General features: G+C 58.0%; 11 protein-coding genes. 5 read left to right on the top strand and 6 right to left on the bottom strand.

Translation table 11 applies throughout. The annotated features are described in order from the left end of the window. Positions 1-63: 63 nt before the first annotated feature. A complete protein-coding gene (locus WH50_RS19410; protein WP_110188946.1) occupies positions 64-840 on the bottom strand; it encodes a phosphatase PAP2 family protein in 777 nt (258 codons plus the stop codon). A 185-nt stretch (positions 841-1,025) separates the two neighbouring features. Beyond that, positions 1,026-1,655, bottom strand: coding sequence for a LysE family translocator (locus WH50_RS19405; RefSeq protein WP_207780398.1), 630 nt, complete (start codon positions 1,653-1,655; stop codon positions 1,026-1,028). A gap of 324 nt (positions 1,656-1,979) precedes the next feature. On the opposite strand from WH50_RS19405, the gene WH50_RS19400 reads away from it, so the two are divergent. The 4 genes from WH50_RS19400 to WH50_RS19385 all read left to right on the top strand — a co-directional run bounded on the left by WH50_RS19400 (position 1,980) and on the right by WH50_RS19385 (position 6,867). Continuing rightward, on the top strand, positions 1,980-2,330 hold the full coding sequence (locus WH50_RS19400) for a hypothetical protein (RefSeq protein WP_110188945.1): 351 nt from the start codon (positions 1,980-1,982) through the stop codon (positions 2,328-2,330). A gap of 147 nt (positions 2,331-2,477) precedes the next feature. Continuing rightward, positions 2,478-3,371, top strand: coding sequence for a helix-turn-helix transcriptional regulator (locus tag WH50_RS19395; protein WP_133251375.1), 894 nt, complete (start codon positions 2,478-2,480; stop codon positions 3,369-3,371). Positions 3,372-3,585: 214 nt separating this feature from the next. Further along, positions 3,586-5,037, top strand: a complete 1,452-nt coding sequence (locus WH50_RS19390) for an aldehyde dehydrogenase (protein WP_110188943.1) — start codon at positions 3,586-3,588, stop codon at positions 5,035-5,037. A gap of 147 nt (positions 5,038-5,184) precedes the next feature. Further along, positions 5,185-6,867, top strand: a complete 1,683-nt coding sequence (locus WH50_RS19385; RefSeq protein WP_110188942.1) for a GGDEF domain-containing protein — start codon at positions 5,185-5,187, stop codon at positions 6,865-6,867. A 21-nt stretch (positions 6,868-6,888) separates the two neighbouring features. Here the strand turns inward: WH50_RS19385 and amt are convergent, their stop codons facing one another. From amt to norR, 4 genes are all read right to left on the bottom strand, one after another. Next, positions 6,889-9,102: an ammonium transporter gene (amt, locus tag WH50_RS19380; protein WP_110188941.1), complete on the bottom strand. Its 2,214-nt coding sequence runs from the start codon at positions 9,100-9,102 to the stop codon at positions 6,889-6,891. Between the two features lie 321 nt (positions 9,103-9,423). Continuing rightward, positions 9,424-10,158, bottom strand: coding sequence for a M48 family metallopeptidase (locus WH50_RS19375; protein WP_110188940.1), 735 nt, complete (start codon positions 10,156-10,158; stop codon positions 9,424-9,426). Positions 10,159-10,255: 97 nt separating this feature from the next. Continuing rightward, complete coding sequence (locus WH50_RS19370) at positions 10,256-10,537, bottom strand: DUF2835 family protein (protein WP_110188939.1); 282 nt, start codon at positions 10,535-10,537, stop codon at positions 10,256-10,258. Positions 10,538-10,547: 10 nt separating this feature from the next. After that, complete coding sequence (norR, locus tag WH50_RS19365; RefSeq protein ID WP_110188938.1) at positions 10,548-12,131, bottom strand: nitric oxide reductase transcriptional regulator NorR; 1,584 nt, start codon at positions 12,129-12,131, stop codon at positions 10,548-10,550. Between the two features lie 143 nt (positions 12,132-12,274). Here norR and hmpA point away from each other — a divergent pair, with 143 nt between their 5' ends. After that, on the top strand, positions 12,275-13,453 hold the full coding sequence (gene hmpA / locus WH50_RS19360; protein ID WP_110188937.1) for an NO-inducible flavohemoprotein: 1,179 nt from the start codon (positions 12,275-12,277) through the stop codon (positions 13,451-13,453). Positions 13,454-13,844: the final 391 nt, after the last annotated feature.

Genomic DNA, 13,844 nt, shown 5'->3' with positions numbered 1-13,844 from the left:
TCTATCTATGTTTGATCTATCGCCGCAAGGTAGACGAACACGGGCCGGTCTGGCAAATCAGGGTCAACCGCCCAGATAGTTATGTATGTTGACCGGCAGGCGCCAGACTAGGTAAACCCCGGCCAGAAGCGCCATTCCCCACGGCAAAGTGTGCCCCATCCCGGCAGGCCAGATCAGCAGTGCCCGGCCCTGACGTACTTCCAGCCACCGCATGATGCCCAGTGCAGACTGCCATAACCCCGTGACCAGCAACATCGCCCCCACAATGTCGCTGAACCAGTGCACAGCAAAATACAGTCGGCTGGCGCCCACCATCACGGCGTAGAGCGCGAATGCCAGCCGCACACTCCGGCGCATCCATAGGGAACCATGAGCAGACAAGGCCGTCGCCAGCAGTATTGCCATGATGACGGCGCCACTCATATGCCCGCTGGGGTAGGAATAGGAGTCCGGCAGCCACTCACCGGAGGGGCGACTGACAGCCAGTGCACTCTTGATCTGAATCGTCAGCAGCGTCGTCCCTATCGCCAGCGCTCCCGCCCAGAACAAGGTTGGCCAGCGTCGCTCCCTGAGTAACAGCAATCCCAGTAACCCCAGCAGAATACCAATGCACAGCGGGTCCCCCAGCGTGGTGATAACGATAAACAGGTGATCCGCCAGTGGAGAGTGCATGGCGGCAAACTGCTCCGCTATCCAGGCATTGGCTCTGGCCATCCCCGCCTCGTGCAGCACCAGCAGAGTCCAGCTGGCAAACCCCAGCAGCAATACTGCCGCAGACACCGCGTTCCTTACCCAGCCGCTACCGTGCAGGGGCATTGCCACCCCGGGCTCCTTAGCCATAGCCTTCCTTATACGTTCGCTTTTGAATTGCTGGCATTGTGCGTCAGCCCTTACGCCGGCCCAAGGCGCTGTAACCTATCGCCAAGAGTTGTAATAGGCTGCATTCGGCTGCTGCAGGCAGGTATCGGGGAGCCAGAAAAGAAAAGGCGCCCTTAATGAGCGCCTTGTGCAAACAACCGGGCTGATCAGGCATGTGCGGTCATCAGCATTCCACCTGCACCGATAAAAAAGCCTCCTGTGGTCTTATTGAGGCGGGCCACGCCACGGGAGGTTTTGACAAAACGGCTGATTTGGCGGCCAAACAGTGCATACACGACCGACGCCGAATACTCGGCCAGCAGATAGGTCGCTCCCAGCCAGACAAACTGTTCTGTTGCGGGTTTCGCTGCATCAATAAACTGCGGAAAAATCGCCGCGAACAGCAGGATGGCTTTAGGGTTGCTGATCCCCACCAGAAACTCCTGCAGCATCAGCCGCCATACACTGCGCTTACGGGCAGCGCCATTGCCCTCCTCAGCCAGTCCGCTGAACTCCGTGCTACGCCAGGTCTTAATACCGAGATAGAACAGATAAGCCGCCCCTGCCCATTTCAACAGCGTAAACGCAGTTTCCGATGCCAGCAGCATGGCTCCCAGACCAATGGCAGATACGGTGAGGAAGATGGTGTAGGCCACCGCACGCCCCGTCGTTGCCGTCACAGCGGTGATGACGCCCTGTCGAATGCCATTATTCAGAGCACAAAAATTGTTCGGCCCGGGGGTCAGTGCAATCAAAATCGCAACAGGAAAGAACAATACGGCATCCATCAGCGTCATCACGGGCACCTGCATCAGCTAAGGGGGAGAAAAGGAAAAGGGATTCAGCGACGAGGCTCAGTATGGCCCTAAAACCCGTTGCCGCCTACGGGGTAGTGCGATTTGCGTTACTTACATGCCGAAGCCAATTCCCCGTTTTTATCCATGTTCGTAACCTTTTGTTCATAGCTCTTTGAAAACTGGTGCGCCACTTGCATATTAGACTTTAGTAGCGCTTACAGGCAGTTCAGCGTTACTTTCCACCCCATCAAAGCCGAACTGAGGACGTATATCGGTGTGTGGGGCATCCATCCTGCTCAAATACAGTGCAAGAAGCCGACGATCATGAACACAAAAGAATTCGAATGGTTGAACAGCGTACGCGACTCCATCTTCCACCGTCTGCGCGATGAAGCACAGCAGCGCAAGGAAGATCCGCATTCCTGGCACGAGGGCCACAACGGGGGACAGGCAATGGTGGAAGCCATGCGCTTTATCGAAAAAGCCCTGTGGCAAATAAATCCGAAGGAAGAGTTTGATATCGCTATTGAGCGTCAGATTGATCTGATCAAACAGCAACGGGCACTCTATCGCCGACTGGACAACGATCCCTACCAATATGGCAACCATGCATTCAGCGAGATGATCAAAGATTTGCAGGGCCTGAAATGTAGCCCGGTCCCTGAGCACCACTGATTATCTGATACGGGTTGTTCGTGGGGTGGACAGGCTTCGGCACAGGCCGAAGTCTGCATCGCCAGTCGCCGCCCATATCGCTGCATGACTGACGCCAGCATCATTGCAGGTTAGACTCGCGGCAACCCCTGCCAAGGATTGTTTGCCGTGCCAGAGTCGTCTGCCCCTTCCTCCTGCCTCACCAGCCCCCGTCAGGACGTGCATGCCGATCCGTTGTACAGCAGCCATCAGCACCGGCAATGGACCCTGCGCAGTGACCATCAGCTATTACTGCTCAGCGCTGGCAGTGCCGAGATAGCCGCAGATCCGTTCCACGGCCCCGCACTGATCTGGTTGCCCCACAGCCTCAACTTCAGCCTGAAACTGCATGCCGGATCAGCAGGGTATCTGCTGGGTTGCAGTGATGCCGCGCTGTGGCAATGCCTGCAGCACCATACCGAACTCAGCGCACTGCGTTATCTGACCCGGGAGGCCGTCAGCCTGACGGTGGATGAGCAGCAGCCACTTGCCAGGCACCTGCAGCAAAGCTGTCAGGCCATGGTGGAAGAAAGCCGCACACTGAGCGCAGGTTCAACGGTAGTGCTTCATGCCCAGCTGACCATAGTGCTGACTTACCTGTGGCGCCTGAGCGGCAGCGAGGCGGTGGCCGAAGGCAGCCAGAAAGACAGCACCGGGCTGATCCAGCGCCTGCGTTATCTGATCGAAATCCACTATCGCGAACGCTGGCCCGTCGCCCGTTACGCGCAAATGATGGGCCTCAGTCAGGACCGGCTCTATGCCTGCTGCAAACGTGAACTGGGCCTGTCACCCCTGCAACTGCTGCATAATCGGGTGCTGGAGGATGCCCGCCTGAGTCTGCAGCGCTCAGTACTGAGCATCGAGCAGATTGCCAGTTATCTTGGCTTTCGCGACAGCGCCCAGTTCAGCCATTTCTTCAAACGACTGCAAGGCCAGTCCCCCAGCCAGTACCGGGCCCAGCTGCTCAAGCCACGTAAAACAGCGGGGACAACCAGCGCCAGCGATTTCTCACACTGGCCCTGATACCCTCGCACCTACCACCGGATTTTGGCAAAAAAGCCTCGAATAATGACATTTCGCACCTGTCCCCGGCTGTGATTTGATGACGGTTCTTGCTTTTGAACGACAGAATCATGTTCACCATCGGTGAACCTGATCACGATCCCGTAGCAAGCCTCTGACAACAATAACAGTCCGCAAAGCCCGTTCTGGCTTGTGCGACACAGGAGACTCCCGAATGTTGACGACCCAACTGCTGATCAATGGCGAATTCTGCGAAGCGCAACAAGGCAGAACCTATGATCGTATCGACCCCATTCTCAACCAGACCGCTACCCGCGCCGCCGCCGCCGCGCCCGCTGACGCCGTAGCGGCTGCCCGCGCCGCCGCCGCCGCGTTCCCCGGCTGGTCTGCAACCGCTCCGAACGAGCGCCGGCGCATTCTGCTGAAAGCCGCCGATCTGCTCGAAGCCCGCACACCTGACTTTATTGAAGCCATGCAGGCCGAAACCGGCGCCTCAGCGATCTGGGCAGGTTTCAACTGTCATCTGGCTGCGGGCCATATGCGCGAGGCGGCAGCCCTGACCACGCAAATGACAGGCGAGGTTATACCCTCCGACAAGCCCGGCAGCTTTGCCATGGCCATACGCCAGGCACTGGGCGTCTGCGTCGGCATTGCCCCCTGGAATGCGCCGGTCATTCTGGGAGTGCGTGCCCTGGCGACACCACTGGCTTGTGGCAATACCGTGGTGTTCAAAGCGTCAGAACTGTGTCCTAAAACCCATGTACTGATTGCTGATGTGCTGCAGGAGGCAGGCTTACCCAAAGGGGCACTGAACGTGATCACCAATGCCCCGGAAGAAGCCGCTACGGTGGTGGAAGCGCTGATCAACGAGCCCTGTGTCCGCCATGTCAACTTCACTGGCTCGACCCGCGTGGGCCGTATCATTGCCGAGCTGTGTGCCAGCAAGCTGAAGCGCTGCGTACTGGAGTTGGGTGGCAAGGCACCGTTGCTGGTGCTGGATGACGCAGACATCGATGCGGCCGTCAATGCGGCCGCCTTTGGCGCATTCATGAACCAGGGCCAGATCTGCATGTCAACCGAGCGTCTGATTGTCGACAACGCCGTCGCCGACGAATTTGTCGAAAAACTCAAACTCAAGGCTCTGGGGCTGAAAGCAGGCAACCCGCGTACCGAGAATGTACCGCTGGGTTCGATGATCGGCGCCGATGCAGCTGCACGAGTCAAATCCATGGTGGAGGAGTCCGTTGCCAAAGGCGCAGTGCTGGTTGCCGGAGGTCAGGTTGACGGCGCCATCATGCAGCCCACGGTGGTGGACCACATCGTCCCCAGCATGAGCCTGTACCGTGATGAGTCTTTTGGCCCCGTGCTCAGCATCATTCGCGTGAACAGTGACGAGGAAGCGATCACCATTGCCAATGACAGCGACTACGGCCTGTCTGCCGCCGTCTTCAGCAAAGACATCAGCCGGGCAATGAATGTGGCTCGTCGTATCGACTCCGGCATTTGCCATATCAACTCAGCCACTGTGCATGACGAGGCGCAGATGCCTTTCGGCGGAGTGAAAGACAGCGGCTGGGGGCGATTTGGTGGCAAGGCAGGGATCGCGGAATTCACCGACCTGCGCTGGATGACCATACAGACAGCCGACAATCACTATCCATTCTGACAGCCCGTCCCCGTCCACACCGGCCAGCCCACTGGGCTGACCGGTTTCTCTCATTTATCCCGCCGCTGTTGCTACAGCATTTCAGCTGAAATGTGCTAAACCTTTAGCAGGCTGTTGAAGAATATCCATCGGCGGAAGCTCATTCAGATGACCAGACACAGCGCCAGCCAACAGGAGCAGCAACTGCGACAGCTGCTTGATCAGGCGGAGCAACTACGTTTAAGCGGTAACTATCGACAGGGCAGCACACTGGCCGGGCAGGTGGCAGAACAGGCCAAAGCGCTCAACCTGCCACTGCTGGAGGCACAGGCACGCCAACTGCTGGCCGCACAGCTGATCCGGCTGGGGCAATATCAGACCGCTGTGACCTCCTTCAGTCAGGCAATCACGCTGTGGAGCCATTGCCACGTCGAAGACCGGCTGGCAGAAACCCTGACCCAGCAGGCCTTTGCCTACATGGAGCTGGGCCTGTACGAAGAGGCCATGCAGGGGCTGGCCCAGAGTATGGAAATAGCTCGCCGTCTGGATGACCCCTACCTGCTGTTCTGGGCGCAGAACCGCATCGGCATCGTCCATGAACAGCTCGGCAACTTCGATAAATCCATCGCCTTCCTGCTACGTGCGCTCAGCCTGTCAGAGCGACTCGGCGCCGAGGAGCGCTTCTGCATCCTCAACAATCTCGCCAGCACCAGTGCCACCCACGCCCGTTATCTCTGGAATGAACACCAACAAGACAGTGAACTGTTCACCGATGTGGTCAATCAGGGACTGGTACACGCCCGACGTGCCCTGCAGCTGGCACAGGAAGCCAATCACCCGTACCGGCAGGCCATCTCACTGGCCAACTATGCCATGCTGGGGGTATTCAATGGTGATCTGACCCACGCCAGAATGCTGCTCGATCAGTCGACGGCGCTGGCCGCACAACACGGTTATCAGGCACTGGTACATGATGCCGAAGTCATTCAGGCACGTGCTCACCTCTACAGTGGCGACACCGCGCTGGCCGTCGCGCATTTCGAGCAGTTATTACCTGCCCTGATAGAACATGCTGAGCGCCCTGTGCTGCTGAATATCTATCGCGAGATTTCTGAAGCTTATGAGAGCATGCAGCAGCCGCTGAAAGCGCTGGAGTACTACAAGTACTATCACCAGCTGGAGCGTGAACAACGCTCAGTGATTGCCAACACCCGCGCCCAGTTCATGACCGACATGACCGAGTTGAGCGAGATTCGCCTGAACGCAGAACGCGCCCATCTGGAGGCTGAGCTGGAGCGGCTGCGGATGCAGGAAAGTGAGGCAGAGAAACAGGCGTTATTGCGTACTATCGACGAGCTGGCCAGACAGGCCAATGAAGATGAACTGACCGGCCTTAAAAATCGGCGCTTTGCCAACCACCACCTAAGACAGCGGCTCCAGCAGTTGCAGTCAGAGCCTGACGCGGCCTGTCTTGCCCTGCTTGATCTGGACTGGTTCAAGCAGATCAACGACCAGCACGGGCACCCCGTCGGCGATCAGGTACTACGCCAGGTCGCACAGACCATCAGCAGGCAACTGGATGAGCAGAGTCTGTTTGCCCGTTTTGGCGGTGAGGAATTTGTGCTACTGACAGACCTGCCACTGTCCGCCATGCAGGCGCTTTGTGAGCAGATTCGGGTCAGCCTCCATAGCCAGCGGTTTGGCTCCGGTCGCGAAGCCATTCCGGTCACCCTGTCTATTGGTGTGACGGATCTGCGTCAGGATGACACGCTTTTTTCAGTGCTGGAACGAGCAGACAAGGCGCTCTACTCCGCCAAAGCCAGCGGCCGGAATCAGGTCGCCAGCAGCTGATCATGACAGATGCTGACGGGATCAGCTCGTTATCGTTTCCTGCTCTACCCGGTTACGCCCATGAGCTTTGGCGCGGTACAGCGCCTGATCAGCGCGCCGTAGCAGGGTTTTGTAGTTGGCATCACCGGAATGCAGTACCGCCATACCGATACTGACCGTGATGTGCAGCATTTCACCATCAGGCAGTGCGACCGGATGACGGGCAATAGCTTCACACATGCGCTCAGCTGCCGAGCGGGCGCCGTCGTGATCGGTCTCCGCCAGCAGAATAGCGAACTCCTCACCGCCCATGCGACCCACCACATCAATACTGCGCAAACACAGACGAATGATCTGCACCAGCTCCTGTAACACCCGGTCACCCGCTTCGTGACCATAGGTGTCGTTCACGGCCTTGAAATGATCGGCATCGAGCATCAGCACCGACAACCCGAGCCCAAAACGACGGGAGCGGCGAATTTCCCGATCAGCCAGTTCTGCAAAGTGGGCCGGATTGGCTGCCCCGGTCAGGGAATCATGGGTGGCCCGCTGTTTGAGCATGGCTTCCACCGCTTTACGGCTGGTGATGTCATTGAATGACAGACACAGGCACTCATGCTCATCCAGTCGCATACGTGAAGCCGACAGCAGCGCATAAAACGCCTGCCCCTTGGCATTGCGCAACTGCACCTCAAGATCGGTCACCTTACCCATGGCAGCCGCGGTGTGCAGCACCATCGCTCGCTCACCTTCATCCACCCACAACCGTTCTTCATCCAGCGCCTGCCCAGGTAATAAGGCAAACATTTCCAGCGCACGGCCATTGAGGTAATTGAGCTGGTGCGTATCGAGATCAAGAATGGCGATAGGAAAGGCTGAACTCTCCAGAATGGTACTGACCCGGCGCTCGCTCTCCTTGAGGTCCTGCGTCATCTCATTCACTTTGGCCAGCACCCGGTTATATTCACGGGCGATCGGCTCGGCCTCGGTTTCAGGCTCTACCTGCACTCCCTGACTGAAGTCACCACCCCGCTCATGATCAATCATCTGCGTCAGCAGGTCCTGCGTGGACGTGCTGGCACCGTGCTCGGAGATATTCAGCCCCATGCGTTCCTGCTGCTCGGTGACCCGCAGCGGATGGACCTTGTTGATCAGCCACAGCAATGAATAACTGACGATGAAGGCATAGGCGCCCATGGTCGCCACCCCTTGCAGCTGGATCAGCAGCTGCTGCCAGCGATCATGGGCCATGGGCCAGCCGTCAGGGTCACCCACCACAGCCACCGCCAGCGTGCCCCAGATACCGGGAATAAGATGGGCAGCCACAGCCCCCACCGCATCATCCAGATGGGTACGGTCCATTGCCACCGAGGTCAGACAGGCAAGAATGCCGGCGATGGCTCCGGCAATGACCGAAGCAAAGGGAGTGAAATGATCACAACCGGCGGTCACGCCCACCAACCCGGCAATAACGCCGTTCATGATCAGCGGCACCTGTGGCAGACGAAATACCAGCCAGGTGAACAGCAGTGCCGCCAGCCCCCCGGCCGCCCCGCCCATGGCGGTATTGACCAGAATCAGCGGTACCCGCTCGTTGAAGGCCAACTCACTGCCGCCATTGAATCCAAACCAGCCAAACCACAGCAGAAACACGCCCAGCACCGCCACCGGCATGTCGTGGCCCTGAATCCCCTTCCCTGCGAACCGGCCAGCCCGTGGCCCAATGATCATGATCGCCGCCAGCGCCATCCAGCCACCGACGCTGTGCACTACCGTGGAACCGGCAAAATCGTGAAAGCCGACAGCGCGTAGCCAACCGGGGGCATGCTCCGTGCCACCCCAGGCCCAATGCCCGGTGACCGGATAGATCAGCCCGGCCAGTACCAGTGCTGCGAGGAAGTAACCGGTGAAGCTCATGCGCTCAGCGACCGCCCCCGACACAATGGTGGTGGAGGTCCCGCAGAACACCAGCTGAAACAGGAAGAATGCCATGGTGTAGGCATCACTGCTGATCTCATGCACCGTTTGGGTGCCCGCCAGCCCCAGCAGTGACGGGCCGAACATCACGCCATAGCCCACCAGCCAGAACACCAGCGAGGCAATGCAGAAATCGACCAGATTCTTGATGGCCACATTGATACTGTTCTTGGCCCGTACCAGACCACTTTCCAGCGCACAGAAACCTGCCTGCATCGTGCTGACAAGAATGGCACACAGGATGATCCAGACAATATCAATCTTGGTATTTGGATCCATACATCACACCCTCAGGGCGGCAAGCCAGCCTCATCTGCCCGTCGCCAGATTGCGCAGAATCTGTTAACGATGGGCTACACGTCGGCCACATGGCGTTGGCAGACAGTACGTTTTGTCGAGCAATAATGGTGCATTGCTCACGCAAGTCAGGCCTGCTTCGGAAGGAGAGGTACAGATTTGGCGCAGGATAAGGCCCGACTGCAATTACGAACCTGATTCATCTGCATATACAAGAAGCCTGCCAAGACACCGGCGGGATGAGGAAGTCACAGAAAGTTCAAAAACGGAGGCCGGAGCACATCAGGCTCCGGCCATCACACATTACAGCAGAGACTGGATGTGCTTGATACGATCAGAAGTGGCCGGGTGCGAGTCCAGCATGCTATGGCTGCCGCTTTCCAGTGCCATCAGCTTCTGCATGGCGGTGATGTTGGCTTTGGCATTCCATTTGTGACGCTTCATGAAGGAAACCGAGTAGCCATCTGCTTCGGACTCCTGCTTCTGGGAAAACTGCGCATTCAGCAGCTCTTCAGAGAAGTCGGCCAGCTCGCTCTGGTTCAGCAGCGCAGCCGTACCGCCTGTCGCACTGGCCCCCTGACGGGCAGCGGAAGCCGCCATGGCCATCTGTGTCGCCTTCTTGCTGTGGCCCAGCTTAACGTGGCCAATTTCATGACCGATGACCGAGCGCACTTCATCATCACTCATCCGGTCGAGCAGACCGCTGTAGACACGCACGGTGCCGTTAGCCATCGCAAAGGCGTTCACTTCCTTGGTCTCATAGACGCGGAAATTCAGCGCCAGACCGTCTTCGCTGGTCAGCCCTTTGACGATGCGCGCCAGACGCTTGCTGTATTTGCTGTTGGGGGAGGACAGCTTGTTGCGGCTGTCATAATAGGCCGCAGCCTGATCTGCCATACGCTTGGCATCATCATCGCTGAAGGTGGCGGCGTGGTAAGCGGTTTCAGCCGCACCAATGGAAGAAGTGGTAATGACACCGTTCTGTACACAACCTGCCATGACAGAGGCCAGTGCCACTACGATCAATGCTTTCTTCATGATTCACATCCCATGTGATTACAAAAGGATGCGCATGATAACAAATTTTTTACATTTTTAAACACTGTGTACGAAGTTGGGTATCGCCTCAGCCGCCTTACTCACGCAGCAGAGAGATAAAGCCATTGTTCATGTCGGTGCGTAAAACAAAGCGCCCCTGAATGCCACTGTGCCCCACCAGCGGCCGCAGCTTATCCACCCCCAGCTGCAATACGATGCCACTGTCGGTGCGCACCCTGAGAAACCGAGCCTGGCCCCGATACATGCGCATCAGCTCATCCTGAGGAATATTGAGGGAAAAGCGGTACTCCACCACATTCACTGCGTCTTCTCCTGCAATGCTGAAAGTTGTCAGACCGTACTGACCATCTCGGAACATGAACTCGTTTTCAGGCTTTCATCCCCAGACGCCGTGCCAGACGATGCAAATTGGCCCGGTCGACACCCAGTATCCGAGCGGCAGCAGACCAGTTGCCCTGCTGCTCCACCAGAATGGCCTGAATCATCTGCGCCTGATACTGCTCTGTCGCCTGACGCAGATCCAGCCCCTGCCAGCCCGGTTCTTCAAATACCGCGCCCGGCAGAGGCTCCGCAGCCTTGTCATTGCTCACCGTCATCAAGGGGGCATCCGCCAGATCCAGCTGGGTACGGCATATTTCAATAGTGCGGCAGTCCCCGGCATGGACACTCAGTGCTTTCAGGGCTGCACGACTGAGCGCGTGCTCCAGCTCGCGCACATTGCCCGGCCAGCGATAACCCAGCAGCGCCTGCTGAGCCTCATGGCTGAGGCGCAATGCGGCCACACCCAGCCGGATCCGGTTCTGTTCAAGGAAGTAGCCTGCCAGCTGCAACACGTCCCGCCCCCGCTCGCGCAGCGGGGGTACCTGCAACGGGTAGACACTAAGACGGTGATAAAGATCTGCACGGAAGCGTCCGGCCCGCACCTCCTCCTGCAGCTGACGATTGGTGGCCGCGATGATACGCACATCGACACGGTGATCCTTGTCGCTGCCCAGTCGCTGAATCTGCCCACTCTGTAATACCCGCAGCAGCTTGGCCTGAATGCTCAGGGGTAATTCCCCGACCTCATCGAGAAACAGCGTGCCGCCATCGGCCAGCTCGAACTTGCCAGCCCGCTCGGTCACTGCACCAGAAAAGGCACCCCGGGCATGGCCAAACAACTCGCTCTCGGCCAGCGTCTCGTTAAGCGCGGCGCAGTTGAGGCTGATCAACGGCTGACGGGCGCGATCTGACTGCCGATGCAGTGCCTCGGCGACCCGTTCCTTGCCTACGCCGGTTTCACCCAGAATCAGTACCGCCAGCGAAGACGAGGCCACCAGAGCAATTTCGTCCTGCAATGCCCGCATCACCGCACTGCTGCCGATCATGTCCTGCCCGGCACGGGACTGCAGCATGGCCTGACTGACCTGTTCCGAGTGAGCGGCCCGCTGTGACAAGGCATGCATACGCTCGGCCGCCGCCACACTGGCCGCTGCCAGCTGCATCATGATCTCAAGCTCCGTCAAGTCAAAGCCGTCGAAATGGCCCGGCTGCAACGCATCCAGCGTCAGCACGCCCCACAACCGGTCATCCAGATACAGAGCGCAGCCCATACAGTCATGCACGTCCAGCGGAGTCTGCGCATTCTCCTGCGGAATCTCGACCAGACCGTCATAGGGGTCAGGCAATTCGCAGTCGGCGGCAAAACGCAGCGGCCCTCGCTGTGCAGCGATGGCCTGCAGACGGGGGTGATGGGCCAGACTGAAACGCCGCCCCAGCGTATCTTCACTCAGCCCGTATACAGCGACCGGCACCAGGGTGTCCTGCTCCAGTCGCAGCAACGCACAGGCGTGGCAGGGGAAACGCTGGGTAATGCAGTCGAGCACCCGCTGGTAGCGTTCCTGATCAGGCAGATCACGGCTCAGATCCGCGACCAGCGACAGCACATCGGCCATGTCAGCAAGCGATGTCATAAACACCTCATGTATCAGAATGACTACACAAAAGCGGGAGTCATAATGACCACGCAAAATACAAACTATTGATTTTATTGGAAATAATAAATGGCACGGAGGTTGATATAGCTCATATAGAATTCAACCAAGGAGCATAAACCATGCTGTCCGCCACCACCCGTGACATTGTGACTCAGACCGTACCTGTACTGGAAGCCGGTGGGGAAGCCCTCACCCGCCACTTCTACAACTACATGCTGAGCCACTACCCCGAGGTGCGCCCACTGTTCAATCAGGCCAATCAGGCCAGTGGTACCCAGCCACGCGCCCTGGCCTCAGCGATTCTCAACTACGCCAAACACATCAACCGGCTGGAAGCGCTGGGCCCGCTGGTGGGGCAGATCGTCAGCAAGCATGTGTCACTGCAAATCCTGCCGGAGCACTATCCCATCGTCGGTACCTGTCTGCTGCAGGCCATCAGGGACGTGCTGGGTGAAGCCGCCACCGATGACATCATCAATGCCTGGGCGGAAGCCTACCAGTTCCTGGCCGACCTGCTGATCGGGGCTGAAGAGAAGGTCTACGCTGACAATGCCAGTGCAGACGGTGGCTGGCGTGGAGCACGAGCGTTCCGGCTGGTACGCAAGCAGGTGGAAAGTGACGAAATCACCTCCTTCTACTTTGAACCGGTGGATGGCAACCCCATCCTTGCCCACCAGCCCGGCCAGTACATCGGCCTGCAGGTATGGGTTGATGGCAGCGAGCAGCGCCGCAACTACTCCCTCTCCGCGGCGTCCAACAGCCACTACTATCGCATCAGCGTGAAACGGGAAGCCGAGGGTGCTGTATCCCGCTACCTGCATGATCAGCTGTCACCCGGTCAGACTATCAACCTGTTCCCGCCTACCGGCGAACTGGTGTTGCAGCCCGGCACTGGCCCGGTAGCCCTGCTCAGCGCTGGCGTTGGTATCACGCCGACACTGCCCATCCTGCAGCAGGCACTGTCTGCCGGTCGGGAGGTCGTGTTTATTCACTATGCCCGTCATCGTGGCGTTGAAGCCTTCCGTGACGAACTCGACCAGCTGCAGAGCAAATACCCTGCACAGCTGCAGCGTTATCGGGTGCTGGAGCAACACGAAGAGGAAGATCAGGCCGATGACACCGGCCGTATCTATATGGAACAGCTGCAACGCTGGCTGCCAGACCATGAAGGGCTGCAGGCATACTTTATTGGCCCCGCCCCCTTCATGAAGGTTGCCCGGCAACTGCTGAAAGAGACAGGTGTCAGCGAAGATCGTCAGTTCTACGAGTTCTTCGGTCCGGCTCAGGCCCTGAACTGATAGGTGCAAAGGTTTAGCTGATCTGCTCAGAAACCAATCAGAAAGACACTGATCAGACAGATGTTAAAAAGCCCCGGCAGTGACACGCACTGCCGGGGCTTTTCTATCTCCACATTGCCTAACAGGTCGTTGAAAATCTATCTGCGTTGCCGAATACCGCGTCAAAAACAGGCTCAAAATGCTCATTTAGTTCACTAAACTCCACTTATTCGCCTGTTTCTTCCTTGTCTCGGCTGCCTCGATAACGTTTTTCAACAGCCTGCTAGTATACCGGTTTATCCGGCATTGGATCAGAGCTGCAGTGGTTGTTGTCCGACAGCCACTGCTTTTTGTATGACAGCTTTGCCACCTTGTTCACAAGACGATCAGTGCATGCCGAACAGGTGTGGCA

The organism is Pokkaliibacter plantistimulans, assembly GCF_003194385.1.
In the GTDB taxonomy this organism is placed as follows: Bacteria; Pseudomonadota; Gammaproteobacteria; order Pseudomonadales; family Balneatricaceae; genus Pokkaliibacter; species Pokkaliibacter plantistimulans.
The sequence above is the reverse complement of the archived record's forward strand: the minus strand, read 5'-3'. Positions and strand labels throughout refer to the sequence as shown.

Coding starts and splice junctions, on each gene's coding strand:
- WH50_RS19400 (WP_110188945.1), top strand. CDS start 1,980: ATGAACACAAAAGAATTCGAATGGTTGAACAGCGTACGCGACTCCATC.
- hmpA (WP_110188937.1), top strand. CDS start 12,275: ATGCTGTCCGCCACCACCCGTGACATTGTGACTCAGACCGTACCTGTA.
- WH50_RS19375 (WP_110188940.1), bottom strand. CDS start 10,158: ATGAAGAAAGCATTGATCGTAGTGGCACTGGCCTCTGTCATGGCAGGT.
- WH50_RS19370 (WP_110188939.1), bottom strand. CDS start 10,537: ATGTTCCGAGATGGTCAGTACGGTCTGACAACTTTCAGCATTGCAGGA.
- WH50_RS19405 (WP_207780398.1), bottom strand. CDS start 1,655: ATGACGCTGATGGATGCCGTATTGTTCTTTCCTGTTGCGATTTTGATT.
- WH50_RS19385 (WP_110188942.1), top strand. CDS start 5,185: ATGACCAGACACAGCGCCAGCCAACAGGAGCAGCAACTGCGACAGCTG.
- amt (WP_110188941.1), bottom strand. CDS start 9,102: ATGGATCCAAATACCAAGATTGATATTGTCTGGATCATCCTGTGTGCC.
- WH50_RS19390 (WP_110188943.1), top strand. CDS start 3,586: ATGTTGACGACCCAACTGCTGATCAATGGCGAATTCTGCGAAGCGCAA.
- WH50_RS19410 (WP_110188946.1), bottom strand. CDS start 840: ATGGCTAAGGAGCCCGGGGTGGCAATGCCCCTGCACGGTAGCGGCTGG.
- norR (WP_110188938.1), bottom strand. CDS start 12,131: ATGACATCGCTTGCTGACATGGCCGATGTGCTGTCGCTGGTCGCGGAT.